17 protein-coding genes are annotated in these 20,487 nt (G+C 44.3%); 8 read left to right on the forward strand and 9 right to left on the reverse strand.

Annotated features, from left to right (window positions below; genetic code table 11):
• Positions 1-37: 37 nt before the first annotated feature.
• The 5 genes from FE810_RS04795 to pdsR form a co-directional block, all read right to left on the reverse strand.
• Entirely contained in the window at positions 38-1,681 is a 1,644-nt protein-coding gene (locus FE810_RS04795; RefSeq protein ID WP_138318892.1) for a glycogen synthase, read from the reverse strand.
• Positions 1,682-1,733: 52 nt separating this feature from the next.
• Complete coding sequence (gene glgC, locus FE810_RS04800) at positions 1,734-3,032, reverse strand: glucose-1-phosphate adenylyltransferase (protein WP_138318893.1); 1,299 nt, start codon at positions 3,030-3,032, stop codon at positions 1,734-1,736.
• Between the two features lie 198 nt (positions 3,033-3,230).
• A complete protein-coding gene (locus FE810_RS04805; RefSeq protein ID WP_138318894.1) occupies positions 3,231-3,527 on the reverse strand; it encodes an isoamylase early set domain-containing protein in 297 nt (98 codons plus the stop codon).
• A 303-nt stretch (positions 3,528-3,830) separates the two neighbouring features.
• Positions 3,831-6,065, reverse strand: coding sequence for a proteobacterial dedicated sortase system histidine kinase (gene pdsS / locus FE810_RS04810; protein WP_138318895.1), 2,235 nt, complete (start codon positions 6,063-6,065; stop codon positions 3,831-3,833).
• Between the two features lie 11 nt (positions 6,066-6,076).
• Entirely contained in the window at positions 6,077-6,772 is a 696-nt protein-coding gene (pdsR, locus tag FE810_RS04815; protein WP_138318896.1) for a proteobacterial dedicated sortase system response regulator, read from the reverse strand.
• 214 nt (positions 6,773-6,986) lie between these two features.
• On the opposite strand from pdsR, the gene pdsO reads away from it, so the two are divergent.
• From pdsO to FE810_RS04840, 5 genes are all read left to right on the forward strand, one after another.
• Positions 6,987-7,718 (forward strand): sortase-associated OmpA-like protein PdsO, encoded by a 732-nt coding sequence (gene pdsO / locus FE810_RS04820; RefSeq protein ID WP_138318897.1) that lies wholly within the window; start codon positions 6,987-6,989, stop codon positions 7,716-7,718.
• Positions 7,719-7,912: 194 nt separating this feature from the next.
• Positions 7,913-8,263, forward strand: coding sequence for a DUF6249 domain-containing protein (locus FE810_RS04825; protein WP_138318898.1), 351 nt, complete (start codon positions 7,913-7,915; stop codon positions 8,261-8,263).
• Positions 8,264-8,302: 39 nt separating this feature from the next.
• On the forward strand, positions 8,303-8,857 hold the full coding sequence (locus tag FE810_RS04830) for an RNA polymerase sigma factor (protein ID WP_138318899.1): 555 nt from the start codon (positions 8,303-8,305) through the stop codon (positions 8,855-8,857).
• On the forward strand, positions 8,857-9,174 hold the full coding sequence (locus tag FE810_RS04835; RefSeq protein ID WP_138318900.1) for a hypothetical protein: 318 nt from the start codon (positions 8,857-8,859) through the stop codon (positions 9,172-9,174). Before FE810_RS04830 ends, FE810_RS04835 begins: the two co-directional genes overlap by 1 nt.
• A gap of 112 nt (positions 9,175-9,286) precedes the next feature.
• Positions 9,287-10,021 (forward strand): hypothetical protein, encoded by a 735-nt coding sequence (locus tag FE810_RS04840; RefSeq protein WP_138318901.1) that lies wholly within the window; start codon positions 9,287-9,289, stop codon positions 10,019-10,021.
• An 11-nt stretch (positions 10,022-10,032) separates the two neighbouring features.
• Here FE810_RS04840 and FE810_RS04845 read toward each other — a convergent pair whose 3' ends face one another.
• Positions 10,033-11,034: a LacI family DNA-binding transcriptional regulator gene (locus FE810_RS04845; RefSeq protein ID WP_138318902.1), complete on the reverse strand. Its 1,002-nt coding sequence runs from the start codon at positions 11,032-11,034 to the stop codon at positions 10,033-10,035.
• Positions 11,035-11,116: 82 nt separating this feature from the next.
• Positions 11,117-12,448 carry a GH1 family beta-glucosidase gene (locus FE810_RS04850; RefSeq protein ID WP_138318903.1) on the reverse strand — a complete coding sequence of 444 codons (1,332 nt, stop codon included), beginning with the start codon at positions 12,446-12,448 and terminating at the stop codon, positions 11,117-11,119.
• Positions 12,449-12,722: 274 nt separating this feature from the next.
• Between FE810_RS04850 and FE810_RS04855 the strand changes: the two genes are divergently transcribed.
• From FE810_RS04855 to FE810_RS04865, 3 genes are all read left to right on the forward strand, one after another.
• Complete coding sequence (locus tag FE810_RS04855; RefSeq protein ID WP_138318904.1) at positions 12,723-13,976, forward strand: sugar MFS transporter; 1,254 nt, start codon at positions 12,723-12,725, stop codon at positions 13,974-13,976.
• Between the two features lie 12 nt (positions 13,977-13,988).
• Complete coding sequence (locus FE810_RS04860) at positions 13,989-16,574, forward strand: glycoside hydrolase family 3 protein (protein ID WP_171022265.1); 2,586 nt, start codon at positions 13,989-13,991, stop codon at positions 16,572-16,574.
• Between the two features lie 128 nt (positions 16,575-16,702).
• Entirely contained in the window at positions 16,703-17,815 is a 1,113-nt protein-coding gene (locus FE810_RS04865; RefSeq protein ID WP_138318905.1) for a glycoside hydrolase family 16 protein, read from the forward strand.
• A 127-nt stretch (positions 17,816-17,942) separates the two neighbouring features.
• Here FE810_RS04865 and FE810_RS04870 read toward each other — a convergent pair whose 3' ends face one another.
• The gene (locus FE810_RS04870) at positions 17,943-19,439 is read right to left on the reverse strand and encodes a tryptophan halogenase family protein (RefSeq protein WP_138318906.1); all 1,497 of its coding nucleotides are present in this window, start codon (positions 19,437-19,439) and stop codon (positions 17,943-17,945) included.
• Positions 19,440-19,469: 30 nt separating this feature from the next.
• Positions 19,470-20,486, reverse strand: a complete 1,017-nt coding sequence (locus tag FE810_RS04875) for a cupin-like domain-containing protein (RefSeq protein ID WP_138318907.1) — start codon at positions 20,484-20,486, stop codon at positions 19,470-19,472.
• Position 20,487: the final 1 nt, after the last annotated feature.

Raw genomic sequence — 20,487 nt, forward strand, 5'->3', positions numbered from 1 at the left:
CTTCAGCCACAGCCCCACCAATTTAATGCCTCGATTACTAGGAACCTTGGTATAAGTGCTGACAGTATTGTTCAATACTGTCTTGCCATAAGAATCGTTGCTGACTAGATAACTGACGCATTTTCTGCCATTGCTGTGGTTTTTCGGAATAGGTCGTTAACGCATTTTGAAAACAATCAATTAATGCATTGGCTTGTTTATTGATATCGGCACCTCGGAAAAGATAACCTGATTTGTTTTCAACAACGGTATCGTGCAGGCCTCCTATGTCGTGAACCAGACAAGGTTGACCACTTCTCAGTGCTAGCATTTGACTGATACCACATGGCTCAAAAGAGCTCGGCATTAAAAATAAATCGCCACCTTCAAATAAATATTTCGGAAGTTGATGGTGATAGCCGTTGATAAATAAAAGGTTTTCATGACGTTGCATGGCCTGCGTGATTTGATCTTCAAGATCGGGATCGCCTGAGCCTAAAATTATCATGCGTCCATGCGTTGCGGCCAATACCGCAAGCAAGTGATCGAGTACCGTTAAGCCATTGACGGTTTCAAGTAACAAGGTTACTTTTTGACTGGTTAAGCGACCAATACTGGTGACTAATGGTCCGTGAAACGGACTTTCCTGCCACTCTTGTAGACGTTGTAATGCGACAAGGTGGGCTGAATGGACAAAATGATGGCTGGCCTGCCATTGTTCCAATACCTGTTGAATTGCAGGGAATGCCTGATGGTCAAAGTGCCGAGCGGGTACTGAATGCTCTGGCTTTGGGTTCAAAATTGGCGCATAGTCATAATCGCAACCATTGAGTATGCCAAAGAGTCGCCCTTGTTGCTGCGCCCGTTGTAAATCCAGATGCAACCCTTCGCCACCAATAAAGCCCTGCTGGTGCATTGAGGGTTGTATGACCTCTTTTGCATAAGTCGGGGAGACAACGTGAACCGCGTCGACTAAATTAATTGCCGCTCGGGTCGGGTTGAAACAATTAGGGTAGCGTGGATCGCATACTAAGGTTTCATCAACCGTCAAACCAGGAAACCAGGCTTTGAGACTGGATTCATCACCATCTATCGGACGAATACCCTGCAACGCCAGGTTATGAATTGAATAGACGCGATGAATATTCGCCACGGGGGCGTATTTTTTATGAAATGCGGCCAGCGTTGGTACTAAACCGCTGTGCCAGTCATGGAGATGCAAAACACGAAATTTACGTAACCAAAAACCACTGAGTAACTCGCAAATTGCGGCGCAAAACAGAGCGAATTTATTGGCATCGCTGGCAAATGGTCGGTGCTCGCCATCGTCCACATAAATCCTTCCACGGCCGTGTTGATAAAACAGCGGGTGCTCTAAAAACCAGTGATTCACCGCAGGAGAAGTGATGTCAGCTGCAGACTCGGTAAAATCGATACGATGTAACTCAACCTGTTCAATTTGGCCTCGAAACTCAACGCTGATTTGACGGATCAAAACGGATTTTTGATTCTGGCCATGAATACCATACCCGGGAGTGATTACATCAGCCTGCAAGCCATGCTCAACACTGAATTTAGGTACGTCACGTATGACATCACCAATGCCGCCAACTTTACCACCCACCAAGGCGTCATTTTCTGAGGCAACATGCAATACTGTGAATTGTTGATTGTCGGTTTTTGTTTGCGAAATACTACTCATTATTGTTGTTTTAACTTTTGCTTACCGGCGACACGATGCGCGGCTTTAGATTCTATTCAATTGGCTCAGATTGAGCCTGTTCTACTGCCTGTTTGGCGAGGTAACCGGCGATCATGTCTCGAGTAATAAGCACGACACCTTTATCGGTTACTCTGAACCCATTCGCCTTGTCCTGTTCATGATCTTTGCCAATCACTAAGTTTTCCGGCACGTTTACATTGCGATCAATAATCGCTTTGTGGATTCGACAATTACGACCAATATTCGCCCCTGGCAATACCACGCTTTCTTCGATTAAGCAGAAGGAACTGACCCGTACTTTATTGAATAATAAAGAACGCTTGATGGTTGAACCAGAGACAATGACACCGCCGGCAACCGTCGAATTGATGGCCATCCCACGTCGATTTTCATCATCAAATACAAATTTTGCCGGTGCGGTTTGCTCCTGATAGGTCCAAATCGGCCAGTCTTCATCATACATATTTAGTTGCGGGTCCAGTTCTACCAGCTCCATATTGGCTTCCCAAAATGAGTCTAATGTACCAACATCGCGCCAGTATGGTTGTTTTTCAGAATTGGGATCCCGAAATGGAAAGGCATAAACTTCATGGGACTTAATAATGCTTGGAATAATATCGTGACCAAAGTCACCGCTGGAGTTTGCTTTTTCATCGTCAACTTGCAGTTGCTCAAACAAAAACTCTGTATTAAATACATAATTTCCCATGGAGGCCAGACAATAACCGGGCTTTCCAGGAATTTCCGAAGGGTGCTCTGGTTTTTCATCAAAGCGCAGCACTTTATTGTTTTCATCCACTGTCATCACGCCGAATGCACCGGCAGCCTCTTCGATTGGCACTTCAATACAACATACCGTCATATCGGCACCCTGAGCGACGTGTTTGGCGATCAACGGGCCGTAATCCATTCGATAAACATGATCACCGGAAAGGATCATCACGAATCTTGGCAGCTCATGACGAATAATATCGATATTTTGAAAAACCGCATTGGCGGTGCCACGATACCACTCGTCACCATAACGCTGTGAAGCCGGCAAAATCTCGACAGATTCGCCCATTTCTTTTTTAAAATGACTCCAGGCACGGTTAATGTGGCGGATCAGAGAGTGAGATTTATATTGCGTTGCAATACCAATCCGACGGATCCCGGAATTGATACAGTTTGATAGAGGGAAATCGATGATGCGGAACTTACCGCCAAAGAATACAGCGGGTTTGGCGCGCCATTGGGTAAGTTCATGCAGACGTGAACCCCGTCCTCCGGCTAATACTAGGGCGTATGTATCTCGGGTTAAGTTACTGATGTGACGATTATTATTTGGCATCTAATTATTCCTGTGCGCAATTCCATATTAGAGCGCTCAGTCAAATACAGCATCATTTTGAATGAGGCGAGCCCCAAGCGATTGGGGCGAATACCCATTAAGATTCTGTGCTCAATTCAAAGTGCTGGTCGCATAGCGTTCAGTATTCGAAACAAGTACCAGCGAATCTTAATAGGGTTAACTGCAGATTAGCATTGATTATACGTGCGTGACAACGACACTGTTTTCACTACCAAAATCATTTGCTATATATGTGTCGGCAGCGTAATCATTTTCCCATTCAGACTCGTTCAGCAAATAACGAAAATGGAATGTTTGATCTTTCGGCAGGCGAACCTTGGTTTTAAAGGTATTGGCTTTTTTATTAAACTTCATAGCCACGGGTTGCCAGTCATTAAATTCTCCTACCAAAGCCACGCTCGTGACATCAGGACGAAAGAATTCAAAAGTTACTTCAGTTTCATCTTTAGTTTTAAAAAAACGCTTGGTTAACATTACTAACTCCTTGGACGACTAATTGTTATTGATTTCCCCTGAAATAGTTAACGCACGCTAGCGCTCTACAGTTTGGTATATAACTGTGCAATATTTAACCAATGTTGCACTAGGTTGATGCAAATACCCCTATAAACCGTGTGTATTTCAGGCTCGTACAGATTACTGCAAGAAACATTCCTGACTGTAACGACTTGCGATATTTGCCACGCTATTCCAGAAACAATAACTTTAGACGAGAAAATTCATTTCGCTATTTTCTTTTTTAATATCAAAAGTATCGAACACGAGTATCAGGTAATGTTAATTAGATGCAGGGTTTACAATAGGTAAGTCAATGACAAAGCTTACACCGTGGTTTTTTATCGTCGCGCTTTCATCAGCAAGACTATCACCCTGAATCGGTTCCAAGTTTTTACCCGCATATCCGGGGGCCAGATTATGGGCGCTAATCGTGCCTTGATGATGATCGACAATCAATCGGCTGATATACAGGCCGATCCCCAGGTGCGATGCATCCGAATTATTGGTGCGCAAAGAAACCATGGCATCGAAAATATTTTGGCTCATATCATCAGGAAGCGATGAACCGTAATTGGTAATGGTGATTCGCGCGGACTTTTTGTGTTTTGCCAGGGAGATCTCAATCGCCTGGTCGTTATCACTAAAATCGACGGCATTGGAAACCAGCTTATCTAACAATTGCGCGATATGATCATCGCTGCCGCTAATATAGAGTGGTTTGTCGGCAATCTTTACCGAAAAATGTTGCTGCGGATAGATTTGCTGGTAACCATAACTGCACCCCTGCACCAGTTGTACCAGATCAAAAGTAATAAACTCACTGGTTTGCAGCGCTTGCTCTAATTGTGTCGCTTCGCTCATGGTCTGCAACATGGTATTTAAACGCTCAATACCTTGGTGGGCTCGGGTCAGATATCGCTGTTGATTATCATCCGTCGCATGGTAGTTCAAATTTTCTAACGAAGAACGAACCAAGGCAACTGGTGTTTTCAGTTCATGGGACAAGCGAGAAGACATGGTCTGCAAATAATTATTGTATTGACCAAGTTGGCCGAGGATATTGGCAAAACTTCTCGATAAATCACCGATTTCATCTTTTGCCGGCAAGTTCAATAAAGGTTGCACGATACGACCATGATCGTCGACCACCGCTTCGGTTGCATTGCGCAAGCGGCGAATACGCAGCGAGATCCGTAATGCATAAAACAACAGGGCCGCCACTGAGATATAAATCATCAAAGAAGTAATAACTACCCCTTCGATAGCACTGTTACGAATATCTCGAATACCATGGGTTGTTTCTTCAACTATCACCGCACCTTTGACTTGATTGTTGACATAAATGGGGTGCGCCGCTGACAGGATCACCGCCTTGTTATCCTTAGTGGTCCACCACATGGTCGCAGGTGTTCCCGTTAATGCTTGTTGAACATGGGATTGTTTATTTTGTCGGTATTCAAATTCTTCACTGGTAAAGTCACTGCTCGGTTTGGTCAATAAAAAATAATAAAATGGCGCCATGATCCAGGTTTTCGCCGTTTCCAGCCAGGTCAGTCCTTCCCGTTGATATAAGCTGGAATCAAAAACCCCTCTGGCGGCATGAATGTTACCTTGCTGGGTTAGTGCACGCTGGTGCTGATCGACCACAATGATGCTTGATTGGCTGCGTCCCATGGCCTTGATAATCCGTTCGATATCAGGAGATGGCACGGTAAAAGTACCGAGCTGTTCACTGCGTTTTGGATCCGCAGAGCCAATCGTAATCGTCGGCAAATCCCGACGATCAAAATCGGTGATCGCAAACGCAACTTTTTCGCCAAGCAAGGATTCCGGCATACGCAGCTCTATCGTGTAGCCCGTGTCCGTTGCTTGCCAATGACCTTGTATATTACTTTGTGGCTGCGGGTATTTCTGGTTTTCGTTGCTGCTTGGTAAACGATAACCATTTACCCAGCCACTTTGATAACTGGTAACAATATAACGCTGCAATTGTTGATTTTGATTGAGGGTGGCGATTTCCAAATAATCGTTATCAGTGATGCTTAACTGGTTTCGCGGTCGGTAAACAAGCTGTTCGTCTTTGACGTCAAAATAGGCATACACATAGTCGTCAAAACGGCCTATTTGAGAAGTAAATTCGACACTGACTTGCGCCGCCTCAAAGTGACTGTCGATTTGGTGATGAAAATCATAATGATTGCGTGCGGCGATTTGTACTTGCCAGTCGGATAAATCGCCATCGAGGCGAATGGGATTTTGGATCTTGGCCGGGAGAAAATCTTTGCCGGTTTCGAGTTTTTTCTTATAACTGGCTTGTTGATTAAACAGGTTAGGACGTTCGTGTAAGGCGGTTGCTAACGCCCTTGCGGTACCCATTAGAGTTTGTTCCTGACCTTTTCTTAAAAAAGTTTCCATATCCCAGATGTAGTAGTAGCCAATAAAGGGGATCGCCAACAACAAACTGGCTACTAGCATTAATTTGCTCCACAGATTTAGCCGCAGTTTACGCCACATCAATCCATTCCTTAGTCAACATCATGCCAACGATAGCCCATGCCATAAACCGTATCGATGCAATTGAAAGTCGCATCGATGGCGATAAATTTTTTGCGAATGCGTTTAATATGGGCGGTAACTGTGTTGTCATCGACGACGATTTTAGCGTCATCCATCAGTTGCTGTTTTGACTTCACATGTCCTGGATTTTTTACCAAGGCATGGACCATCCAAAACTCAGTTATGGTGGTTTTGACCAATTGTTCCTGCCAATGCAGGGTCAGGCGATCGAGATTGACGGTTAGCATACCGCGAGTGAATTCCTGGTCGGCTTGCTGTGGCTGGGTCAACCGAGATAGGTAATTCAGGGTTGCATGGATGCGGGCACTGAGATTATCAAAACTCATGGTCTTACTGACAAAGTCATTAGCACCTAAGCGCAAACCACTGATTTGATCGGCATCACTGTCTCGGGCGGTAAGGAAAATAATCGGTAGCAGATTGGATTTGTTGCGCAGCCATTGGCATAACTCAAATCCGCCATCAAATTGATCATGCAGGCCAATATCCAAAATAGCGAGGTGGGGCAGGGCTAATTCAAAAGCAGACATTGCGGAATCTTTACACGCATAGGTTTGCACACTAAATCCTTGCTGGCGCAATGCATCTGCGTAGTTTTCACGGATACCGTCATCATCTTCTACAATTGCGATTCGTTTACTCATAACTTTATTTTTGTTGCTGTCGTGTATTGTCACTATACCCTGCGCTTTGGTTGTGAATAGTTATCCGACGGATAAATCACAATTGGTCATAATTGATTTGCGGCTTATCACTTTTTAACAGCTTTTTGGTCAAACTCCCAGTGTTTAATAACTCCATAGCTTGCTTAATTGCAGCGAATAACACACTGACTAAAAACATACGAAAGGGGTTACCATGACACTTAATCAATTTAAAACACTTACCGTTGGTTTATTTTTTGCCGCATTGATGGCGCAACCACTTCAGGCGAATGCCAGTAGTGGCAAAACCATGGCCGATGAGCTTAGTAAAGAACAGGCGATCGGTATTAGCAGCGGCGCAGTCATTGGGGCGATATTTGGCGGACCACCGGGGGCATTCCTGGCGGCCGTGCTCGGCGATATGATTGCCAAAAATATGATGGTACACGAAGAGTTGGATGAGGTGAAAACTCAACTTGTTGTTACTGAGCAGTCATATCAGCGACAACTGACATCGTTACAGCAGCAAAATCATCAGCAACTTATTGATGCTAAACATCAACATCAACAGGTTCTGATTGATCAGGCGGAAAACTTTTTAATGAGCCTGATGTTTGCGAACGGATCGAGTGAGGTTGCCAGCCAGTATCAACCGCAAATTGTCGCAATGGCGGCGCTACTAAAACAAAATCCAGATATCACCATCAATTTGTCGGGATACACAGACACATTGGGTAGCAAAGATAAAAACCTGGCGCTGGCCGAGGAACGGGTTATGGCAGTGAAAACCATGCTGTTGGTCAATGGTGTTAATGAGATTCAAATTCAGAGTGAAGCCATCGGCGAAGTACGACAAGGAGACAGTGAAAATGCAGTCCCCAGCTCCTTTGACCGCCGAGTGGTTATGCAATTAACCGCAACGCAAACGGAGGTGGCGAAAAACTAGCAAAAAAACATCGTTATTTATAATCATTGGTTAACGTTACGTTAGGCGCCTTAGGGCGCCTGTTTCGTTTATTCGATTCAGGGGTTAAGGCTCTGGACGTTGTTTAATTTAAAATAAATGTTTTTTTTGCATCCAAAATGGACCTTGCCTGCCTCTTACTAATAACACTCACTCGTTATTTTAAGGAAATACCCATGCAAGATAGCATCATCGTAGGGATCATTTTTATCTCATTTTCGGCAGTCGCGTTTTCATTTTTATTTTTCAGCTACCGCAATAAAATTGCATTACAACAAACGCTGCGCCTGGCATTAGAAAAAGGCCAAGGGCTGTCACCGGAAAGTATCGAAAAAATACTGCAAACCCAGTCGGCACCACAAAAAGATTTTAAGCGTGGTATTTTATTGGTTTGTCTTGCGGTTGCTACGGCCCTGTTTGGTATGCTGGACGGCCTGGATACGGATGTGATTGGTATCAGTCTGTTTCCATTAGCATTAGGGATAGGTTATTTGGTGGTTTGGAAATTTGACCAGCAAGAGTCATAATCCGCTTATGGGATTTCAAATGATGAAAAGCAGATAACCATGTTATCGCATTGGTTACAGCGTTTTCAAAAGCGTGGCGACAGTCACTCTTTTGCACAGGTGGTATCGCAATGTCAGAGCCAGTTGAAAGGCTACTGTCGGCGCCTGACCGCGGGTGATATTGAGCAGGCGGATGATATTGCACAAGAAACCCTGATAACGGTGTATCAGCAATTTGGCAGGCTGAACAACCTTGATGCGTTTAAATCCTGGTTGTATCGCATCGCATTTCGTCATTTTTTAAAAATGCAACAGCGAGAAAAACGCTGGCAATGTCTGCAAGAACAGGAGCTTGAATCCTTATTGTTGCAGCAAAGTGATGAACGTAATAGTGACAATCACGAATTTATCGATGAGCGCTATGTCATGCAATTGATGGCGCTACTTAACAGTGAAGAAAGGGCAGTGATTACCTTAAACCATACGCTTGGTTATTCCCACCAACAAATCTCATCCTTATTGGAGATGCCACTGGGCACAGTTAAATCCCATGGTAAGCGAGGTAAGGATAAATTGATCGCCTTTTCACTGAGACAACAGCGAGGTGCCGCATAATGAGCCAACCAGATAGCGATTTGATGCAATATCTACACAGAGACTTTGTCGCAGATACACCAAAACAGCAACAGGAATTTATCCGGCAATCGGTGCAAAAGTACCGTCAGCATAGCCAAAAAAGAGCGATCGTTTTTACGGTGTTTGGGTTAATAGCTTTGCTGGCATTAGTTATGTTTTTTCCGATTCAGCCGATGGTGGAAATATTCAGTAGCGGTGCGAATATTGAGGATATTTCCCTGCCAACCCTAACCTTAGCGGTGCTGCCTGTGTTATTAATTTCCTATGTAGTCGTACTTCTTGAAAATAGTCGTTAATTGAAAAAGTCCAAGGTCACAATTGGTCATCATTGATCTTAACGGATCACCTTGTTGGCCGGAATAGGTCATAGTTTCTCGGTTTAATATAGGTATAAAACCGGGAGGCATCATGAAAATTCAAACCATTGCTAAATTCACGGCACAATTACTATGGTGGGCGGCTTATCTGTTTGCCGGCGCGGGTATTTTGACTCACTGGGTTGCTTACTCAAGTATATTTACTGACATTCAACCAATTTCTAAAACCAATCTCGATTTCAGCTTGGATGGCAGTTTGGAGCCTGGCGCTAGCCCAGGCTTAGAAAATTCAGGGGTGGAATTTGGCGTTCCTGCCATCGTAATTGAACAGCGCATTTTTGGATCTGAGTCGTCTGCGGTGATCCGGTTAAGCCCCACTTTGTCAGGCTCTTGTTCACAAAACCAGTGCGCATTTGCAGATACTTTTCCAATCGACTCTTCTTCAGCGGTTAACCATTCACAACTGGATATTGATAAAGGTTCGCCAAAACCTCGGATTTATCGTTGGCATAGAGGGCTCTCGATTTCTTTAAATCATAATGCCTACATGCAAGGTTTGCGATTTTTAAATCTGTCTGAAAAAATTACCTTACAGGACGATTTTAAAGGCCCTGGTACGTATCAGATTGTCGATATTCAATTGATGAGTGACACAGCGTTGAAGCAATGGGTAAGTGAGGTGCAAAAAGATAGCAAACCGATTGCCTTGCAATGGTTAATTGTGCATAGCCCTTATGATACTAATTCAACTGACGTGCGTTATGTTATTGTTGCAAAGCGCACGCCGTTAATGCGAAATACCGACGCCGTTCGTTATCATTTTTAATGTTGGGCAGGCTATTTGGGCGCCGTCAGAGAATCTCGTGCGATCAATAATGGTTGATTGTCATATTCCAGATTTTTGGATTTCAATCCATAAGTGGAATGCAACACTCGATTGGCAGACACTGTGCCGATTTCCTTGATCGGGTTTTTTATCGTCGTTAAGCGCGGATAAATAAACCGGGAAAAGTAGGCATCATCAAAGCCAATAACGGATAAATCATCAGGCAATGCCAGGCCTAAATGCCGCGCTGCCATGATAGCGCCTGCAGCCATTTCATCATTGCCGCACACCAGGCCTGAAAATTTGATTCCGGATTTATATAACTGTTCGAAACCATGCTCTCCACTATATTCGGTGTAATCGCCGGTAAAAAATAATTCGTCATGGATTGGCAGTTTATGATCCTTTAATGCCTGGCGGTGGCCACGCAAACGCTCCATGGCATCAAGCTTCCATTCAGGACCTGAGATATAGGCAATGCTTTGATGGCCCACTTCAATCATTTTTTGACAGGCCATATAACCACCTTGGTAGTTATCAATGGATAAGCATTGTGTTTCCAGTCCTTCAACCTGACGGTTTATCAAGGTAAATAATACCCCGCGTTTTTTCAAATCACGCAAATATTGGTCGCTGACTGCTTCAACAAATAAAATTAGGGCATCGCAACTACGTTGCAAAAGGAATTCTATCGAATCTTCTTCAATGGCTGCATCGGCATGGCCGGCAGCAATCATGACATGTTTTTTGGCACTTCTTAGGGTCAACTCTATTTCATTAAGGAGCATGCCGTAATAGGAGCCCTGTAATTCAGAGATCACCACGCCGATTGAATTTGAACGTTTTGATGCGAGTGACTGGGCAATCGAATTGGGACGAAAACCCAATTCGTCCATGGCTTTGAGTACCTTGTCCCGGGTATTCGGGCTGACTCTGGAGCTGTTATTCATGACCCGGGAGACAGTAGCGGAGGATACGCCGGCGAGTTTCGATACTTCGTAAATGGTACTCATCGTTAAAATTTAAAAGCAGATGAAAAAACTTGAGCTAAGTTAACATAAAAATTGTTTTAACATCAGCTAGTTTCTTCATTTTCTAAGTTCTGTTTTTAATTAGAGCAGAATAGGCTTTACCACTTTCTTTTAGATAACGCTGCTGACTGTCGTAATCGACGTACACTAAGCCAAATCGTTTGGTATAACCTAATGCCCATTCAAAGTTATCCATCAGGCTCCAGCCAAAATACCCCTGAACATTGACGCCTTGTTTTATTGCTGTATCCACAGCGTTGAGATGATCCTGATAATACTGAATACGACCGAGATCGTTAACCGTGCCAGATGTAAGGCTGTCTTTCATGGCACAGCCATTTTCGGTGATATAGATGGGAGGCAACTGATAACGCGCGTCCAACTCTTTCAACAATTTTGTAAACGCTGAAGGATAGATCTCCCACCCCATATCGGTTACGGGTGCATCCGTTGGTGGAATTTCTTCAAAAATGTCACTTGGATGGGCTTTATATACCGCTCTGGTATAAAAGTTTACGCCGAGAAAATCCACTGGCGTACTGATGATTTCCATATCGCCGGAGTGAATATCAGGCTTAATGCTTTCATCGAAACTATCAATAATATCCGGATATTTACCTTCGAAAATAGGTCGGCTGTACCACCAATTAAAATAATCGTTAGCATAGGCCGTTGCCTGCTTATCTGCGTCGGAATCGGTTGCCGCATAACCTGGGGTGAAATTAAGTACGATCCCATTGAGGCTATTCGGGCAATTCTTCTGTAACACCTGCATCGCCAGACCATGGGCAAGTAGCAAATGATGTGCGGATTGGCGGCCGAATGCCTGCTGTGATTTTCCTGGCGCATGAATACCAATCTCATAGCCAAGGTAGGAGCTGCAGAACGGCTCATTTAAGGTCGCCCAAGAATCGACCAAGTCGGCGAGTTCACGACTTGCGACATCTGCATAACGTTGAAATTCGTGTGCCGTTTGTCGATTTAACCAGCCACCATTATCTTCAAGGTGTTGAGGCAGGTCCCAGTGGTAAAGGGTTACGAACGTTTTAATATTTTTCGCTTTTAAGCCGGAAAGCAGGTTTCGATAAAATTCGATACCTTGGCTATTGGCGGTGCCATCTTTATTTAAGACCCGGCCCCAGGCAAGAGATAATCGATAGGCATCAACCCCCATATCGGCGATTAAATTGACATCATCGTTCCATAAATTGAAATGATCACAGGCAACACTGCCATCTGATGTATCGGCGATGGTATCGGGTTTTGCACAAAAGGTATCCCAAATACAGGTCTGGCGACTATTAATGCCACCTTCAATTTGAAATGACGCTGTTGCCACGCCAAATGTGAACTCTTTATCCAGCATTCTGGAATCTTGGGGTAAGGATAATTTCATACTTCTCTTGTCACAGCTCAGGTTTTAAAGTTTGTAAGTATTCACATTTATTTTTTACTTTTGATTTTCGGCAAAAGTTACTGCTAAAGAATAAAAGCATTGCCGGGAAATTCAAATTCATGGTATAAATGAAACCGCTTACATTTGCACAAAGAGTAGAGCTTTCATCGTCAAAGGTCAATAGTATCTGTTGCAAATAGGCCGAAAAAATAATCAGTTAGGCGTGAAAATATATAGAAAATGCGCCTGGCCAAAGAACATCTGGGGAATAAAAATGAATTCATCGACTACGGCTAATCCGTCTGTCCATACCGCCGCAAGCGTGACTAATTACACTTTCGCACTCACTTCTTTAACATCGCTATTCTTTATGTGGGGGTTTATTACTTGTCTTAATGACATCTTAATACCGCACCTTAAAGCCGTCTTTGATTTATCTTACACCCAGGCGATGCTGGTACAATTTTGCTTTTTTGGCGCATATTTTATTTGCTCGCTGCCAAGTGGTTATCTGGTTAAAAAAATTGGTTATCAAAAAGGTATTGTCGTTGGTTTAGTGATTGCTGCCCTTGGCTGTCTGTCGTTTTATCCAGCCGCATCAATGCATAGCTATCCGGTATTTTTGCTGGCGTTATTTATCTTAGCGTCAGGCATCACATTGCTGCAAGTGTCAGCAAACCCCTATGTCACCAGCCTAGGCAGAGCTGAAACGGCGTCGTCACGTTTAACCTTGACGCAAGCGTTTAATTCACTCGGGACAACAATTGCGCCGTATTTTGGCGCTTATCTTATTCTCGATAATGTTGCCTCTTCGATGGCAACTGCCGCGGAAAAAGCAGCGTCAGTACAAATGCCTTACGTAATGTTGGCAGCCGCTTTGTTAGCACTGGCAGCAATATTTTCCTGGCTAAAACTGCCTAAAGTGGCAGAGCACACCGACACATCAGAAACCGTATCCGGAAGCGCCTGGGAGTATCAGCACTTAGTGTTGGGTGCGTTAGGCATTTTTGTTTATGTTGGCGCCGAAGTGGCGATTGGCAGTTTTATGGTCAATTTTTTTGGTGAAGCGTCGATTGCGGGAATGGAAGAGTCTGAAGCGGCCAAATACCTCGCGTACTATTGGGGAGGCGCCATGGTTGGGCGTTTTATTGGTGCCGGTGTTATGCAAAAAATAGCGGCAGGAAAGGTCTTGGCATTTAACGCCACGATGGCCTGCGTTCTTATTTTAGTGACGGTGTTTAGTTCAGGGCATTTGGCGATGTGGGCAATCCTGTTGGTCGGCTTGTTTAACTCTATTATGTTTCCGACTATATTTTCATTGGCACTTAAAGGCTTGGGTGCGCATACCGCACAAGGCTCAGGAATCCTATGCTTAGCCATTGTTGGTGGCGCAATCGTTCCTGTGATTCAAGGGTTGCTTGCGGATACTATCGGTATTCAACTGTCGTTTATTTTACCGATTATCTGTTATGTCTATATTTGTTATTACGGGCTTAAAGGCTCTAAACCACGTCCTGTAAACGGTTAATTGGAATTCATTATGAGTAAGTTGAATATTAAACGAACCAAACTTAATCTTGTGTCTTTGGCGCTTGTCGGGACATCTTCGATACTGCTTAGTGGGTGCAATCAGCCGCCTCAGGAAGTTGAAGAAAATTCAACGCCTGCGACTAAGGCAACTGAAACCCAACACAACTTAGATATCTGGCCAGTGCTTGAATTGCCGGTGAAAAAAGATCCGGCAATAGAACAGAAAATTACTGATATGATTGCGACGATGACGCTTGAGCAAAAAGTCGCGCAAATGATCCAGCCGGAAATACGTGATATTAGCATTGCCGATATGCGTAAATACGGCTTTGGTTCGTATTTAAACGGTGGTGGTGCATTTCCAAATGACGATAAACATGCAACGCCAGCGGACTGGATAAAGCTCGCCGAAGATATGTATCAGGCCTCGATGGAAGACAGTGAAGATGGTATCGCGATTCCTACTATGTGGGGGACCGATGCAGTTCATGGTCACAACAATGTGATTGGCGCGACGCTATTTCCTCACAATATCGGCTTAGGTGCGGCCAATAATCCAGAGTTGTTGGAACAAATTGCAGCAATTACCGCTACTGAGGTGATGGTTACCGGGATTGATTGGGTCTTCGCACCAACGGTTGCGGTAGTGCGTGATGATCGTTGGGGGCGTGCCTATGAAGGGTATTCTGAAGATCCGGAAATTGTCCGAGAATATTCCGCTGCTATCGTAAAAGGTTTGCAAGGTGCTGCGGATAAAGACTTTTTAGGCGATAGCAGGGTAATCTCGACAGTCAAACATTTCCTTGGTGACGGTGGTACTGAAAATGGCGACGATCAGGGTAATAACCTGGCATCGGAGCAAGAGTTATTTGATATCCATGCGCAAGGTTATGTTGGTGGTTTAAGCGCCGGCTCGCAATCGGTGATGGCGTCATTTAATAGCTGGCATGGCGAGAAAAACCATGGCAGTAAATATCTGTTAACCGATGTCTTGAAAACGAAAATGGGCTTTGATGGTTTTGTTGTCGGCGACTGGAATGGTCACGGTCAGATTCCAGGCTGCACCAATGATAATTGTAGCCAGACCATTAATGCGGGTTTGGATATTTTTATGGTACCAACGGATGCCTGGAAACCTTTGTATGAAAATACCATTGCTCAGGTGGAATCCGGTGAAATCCCGATGAGCCGGATCGATGATGCGGTATCGCGTATATTGCGAGTAAAACTTCGCGCCGGATTATTTGACAAGCCAAGCCCTGCCAATCGTCCTGTTTCGGGCAAACTTGAATTAATTGGTGCCGACGAGCATCGCGCGGTAGCCCGCCAGGCGGTTCGCGAGTCTTTAGTGTTACTTAAGAATAATGACCAGCTTTTGCCTCTTAAGCCAAACCAAAAAATTCTCCTTGCTGGAGATGCGGCTGATAATATTGGTAAACAGTCAGGAGGCTGGACCATTACCTGGCAGGGGACTGGCAACACCAATGCTGACTTCCCTGGAGGCACATCAATTTTTGCCGGCTTTGAACAAGCGGTAACAACAGCCGGTGGTGACATTGAGCTAGCCATTGATGGCGAATATCAAAATAAACCGGACGTGGCGGTAGTGGTGTTCGGAGAAGAGCCATATGCCGAAGGGATTGGCGATATAGACAACCTTGAATATCAGCGCGGCAATAAGAAAGATTTGGCTTTGCTTAAAAAGTTAAAATCAGATGGCATTCCTGTGGTTTCGGTATTTATTTCTGGTCGGCCAATGTGGGTAAATGCCGAACTTAATGCCTCCGATGCGTTTGTGGCTGCATGGTTACCGGGCAGTGAAGGGCAGGGCATTGCCGATGTTTTGTTAACCGATAGCGCGGGTACCACACAGCATGATTTTGTCGGTAAGTTATCTTTCTCATGGCCCAAATCGGCCACACAAACTACGGTAAATCGTAATGATGATAACTACGATCCATTATTACCTTATGGATTTGGTTTAACATATGGCGACGAAAATGTACTTGTCGATGATCTTGATGAGACGGTTGCGAAATTTGCTGATGCGGATCAACCTCTGGTGTTATTTGAGCACGCAGAAAAGGCCCCTTGGGCAATCAACCTAGTCTCTGGTGACCAATCAACAGGGGTCAATAGCTCCATCGTCGAACTTGGTAGCATTAAATTGCAAACCATGGACAAAGACGTGCAGGAAGATGCCAGAACCATTACCTTTGCAGGGACTGAGCAAGCCATGGTGAGTTTGCGCAGCAACTTTGTTGAAGACTTGCGTAATTATACGGAAAACGATTCAGCGTTAACCTTGTTAGTGCGCAAAGATCAGGAGTTTAGTGAAAAGGTTTATCTGCAAATGCACTGTGACGAAGCCGATTGCCAAAAACAGGTAGATATCACCTCGGTGATCAAAGGGTTTACCATTCATGAATGGCAGGAATTAAGTGTCGATCTTAAGTGCTTTAGCGAGCAAGGGCTAAACTTTGCCCGGGTGAATATGCCATTTGGTATTGCAACGCAAGGCAGCGGTGTTGTGTCATTTGCTAAAATCAGAATGGTGCCCAATCAAGGTGCTACGGCGAAAATAACCTGCCGATAGGAATTTTATATTAGCAATTAATTCATACATAGATTGTCGTCTAATAAATCTATCTTTACCTCAGCAAGGTATGAAATAAGCTTGTTTCGTACCTTGCTCTTTAATAATAACAGTAAGAGGAATGCAAGATGAGAAATCAATTAGCGCGAATACCCAGCCGGTTAACAGCGATAGCCTTAACGCTCGCAATAACCGGATGCGGCGGAGGTGGCGGTGAAAATGATTCGTCAAATTCCAACCCACCCACGCCTACACCTCCTCCTGAACCTACACAACCGGTTTTTCCTGCCAAAGTTGTCACTAAAAGTAATGACTGGCAGCTATTGTGGCAGGACGAATTTGATGGTACTGAAATTAATACTGAATACTGGCAATTTGAACAAAACTGCTGGGGCGGCGGTAATAACGAAAAGCAATGTTACACCAACCGAACTGATAATGCGGTAATTGAGCAGGGCAGTCTGCACATCATTGCGCGCAAAGAAACCTTTACCGGACCTGCGGTACAAGATGATTCTCCAGATTATAATGAGAATATCACCAATACATTACCCTACACATCGGCACGTTTGCGCTCTAAAGGCCTGAAAGACTGGCGCTATGGTCGTATTGAGGTAAGGGCTAAATTGCCACAAGGACAGGGAACCTGGCCGGCTATCTGGATGCTGCCTACGGATTATGTTTATGGCGGCTGGGCCGCATCTGGCGAAATCGATATCATGGAAGCGGTAAATCTAGGCGCCGCCAGTGATGCTAGCTGGGCGCAGTCCGGTGATATCGAAACGCGCGTTCACGGTACCCTGCACTATGGCGGTAGCTGGCCAAATAATGTTTATTCTGGGCAGGATTTTCTTCAAGACGGAGTAAAACCTTGGGAGAATTTCCACACCTATGCGGTGGAATGGCAAGAAGGCGAAATCCGTTGGTATATGGATGATATTCACTATGCAACGCAAACCAGTGACGGTTGGTACAGTCAATACACCAATGATAGTGGTGTGGTTGTGATTGCAGAGGACACCGCACCTTTTAATCAGGACTTTCATTTACTACTTAACTTAGCTATTGGCGGTAGTTGGGCTGAAAATGTGAATGAAAAAGGCATTGATAGCTCCTTAACTGAAGCAAAAATGATTGTTGATTATGTGCGTGTTTATCAATGTTCAAAAGATATCGTAACCGGCAAAGGTTGCGAAACAGTTTCCGATGAGGCTATTTTGGTGGAAGGGAAGCAGCCATAACATAATCCAATTTCTCACGGTATTTACCGTATGAGAGTATTGTCGTTTACAGTCTTTAAATCACGAAAAATAGCCGGATATAGAAATTTCAGATCCGGCTATTTATTAAGACTAAAACGTATTCTAATTACATTGTATTTGATGGGCAGTAATTTTGAATGAACTGCCAGTGATCTGGCCAATTATCGACTTTCTTTCTTGTGTTCATTTTTGCATGGGAGAGAAATTTTTCTAACTCACCGTCACTCATTACATCCACAATCGGATGATAACTGTTTGGCATCATACCTTGCCCTATCAGACATTGTACCCAGGATGTTTCTCCAAATAAGTCGCCATGTTTCTTAAATACGCGACCGGACTCTTTGAACAACTCTAGTCGATGAGCGAGTGAATCCGGTATCGGCATATTTTTGCAGTAACGCCAGAACGGGCTATCATCACGCTCGGTCACATGGTAGTGCATGATAATAAAGTCACGAATATTAAGCATTTCTTCCATGCTCTGCTTGTTGTATTCATCGATATCAACCTGGTTAAAACCGTTTTGCGGGAACAGCTGTAATAATCGCACGATCGCTTTTTGAAATAGATGGATACCGGTTGATTCTAGCGGTTCAATAAAACCTGCTGAAAGACCCGATGCGATACAGTTTTTAACCCACTGTTTACGCCTTACACCGGTTGTGTATTTAATTACTCTTGGGTCATTTAGCGTCTTACCTTCCACATGGGTTAATAAGGCATCAATGGCCTGGTTATCGGTCATGTATTTATCGCAAAAAACCAATCCATTTCCAGTTCTGTTTTGTAATGGAATTCGCCATTGCCAGCCTGATTCTCTGGCGATTGAACGAGTATAGGGAACCGGCTTTGATACAGATTCGGTCTGTACTGCAATCGCGCTATTGCAGGGTAGATAATGGCTCCAGTCATCAAACCCGGCGTGCAAGGTCTGCTCGATTAAAAGCCCTTTAAATCCGGTGCAGTCAATAAATAAATCGCCTTCAACCAACTGACCATTCGCTAACTTAAGTGCCTTTATGTAGCCATTTTCAGGATCAAGTTGAACTTCATCTATAGTACCTTCAACTCGAGTTGTACCACTCTTTTCCGCAATCTTACGAAGAAACTTCGCATATAATCCTGCATCCATGTGGTAGGCATGGTTCAGCTCTTGCTTTGCCATTACCGCAAATTTTCCTTCACGACTTGCTAGGTGTTCTGGGACATAATCGCCGATTTCAGATACCAGGCCTCGTTCTTTACCTTTTAACCAAAAGTGCTGGAACCCGCATGCCCAGCAATCCGGACCTAAATAACCGAATGAATGAATGTAATTTTTGTCTTTTTCACGCCAGTTCTCGAAAGAAATTCCAAGCTTGAAAGTGGCATTAGTCGCCGCCATTACTTCTCTTTCATTGATACCCAGTAATCGATGGAACAAATGTAGGGTAGGGATTGTCGCTTCACCAACACCTATGGTCGGGATCAAATCCGACTCTACTAATGTGACCTCGACTCGATGGTCAAGTAGTTTGCTTGTTGCAGCGGCTGCCATCCAGCCTGCGGTACCGCCCCCGGCGATAACCACTTTTCTAATCTGTTTCTTGTTGTTCAACATAGTTTCTACCCTTTTATTGTTTTCGTCGGGTTAGCGCTTTAATTTATTCAAAAGTTCAGCTCTTAATTGACGAGCCATGTTTGTATCCAGAGGGAGATTCAATTTCCCTTTGACCTGCTCAGGTATATGGTTGTGTTGATCTAGCTCTTCCGCAAATATGTAGTGGTCAAAAATGTGCTTCCAGGCCATTCTCTGTTCTTTAGGAAGGCTTCGTATCGCCATAATCGCCATTGATAACGCATTGTTTGGCCGACCATAGACAGAAGGTGTATCTCTCCACCAGTGCGTTACAAGCACATTCAGAGGTGCTAAGCCTTCCACATGATGCCACCACATACTGGGTAAGATTAATGCGTCTCCCGGTGCCAATTCCGCCACCAGCGCGTTTTCAATCGCTTGTTCGAACCTCGGGTACTTTTTAAAGTCGGGATTTTCAAAATCCACCAGGCTAATCTCCTGACCTCCGGGAGCAAATTCAATTGGACCTGGATAAAGGTTACTGATTTGGTCCGGGGGAAATAGGGTAAATCGGCGATTTCCAACAACATTACAGGCAACATTGGTTGGAAAATCATAGTGGGCTGCGATCCGACTTTGATTGCCTATCCAAAGGCTTACAATTGGAATCGCATTGGTAATATTAAAATCATTATCTTCAACCAGTTTTGGAAACCAGCGATGAGCATCCGTGGAACCCACGTACATGGTTGCAGGTGAAGCAGAGCTTTGTTGTTCAAGAATTTTATCGAGTACCAGATTCAAATCCACCCGGGAATTTGCCACATTAAACCCAGTAAAGTCTTCGTTGTAAAACACCCGGCCTTTAATGTCAGGAGCACCTAAACTGGCAATTACAGGATCACCAGAATATACCGAGCGCAGGTAATCCGCAGCTTCTTCATTCGATGCTAAGCCGGCCTTTACGATTGGCCAGCTTTGACAAAATCCTTTTAAAACAAGAGGTACAGGCGAATAAAGCAATGCATCGGTAATACTGTCCGAAACGACCCCTTGGACCTGCTCAACTTGTTTGGTGATATTTAACATA

Source organism: Thalassotalea litorea, assembly GCF_005843925.1.
GTDB lineage: Bacteria > Pseudomonadota > Gammaproteobacteria > Enterobacterales > Alteromonadaceae > Thalassotalea_A > Thalassotalea_A litorea_A.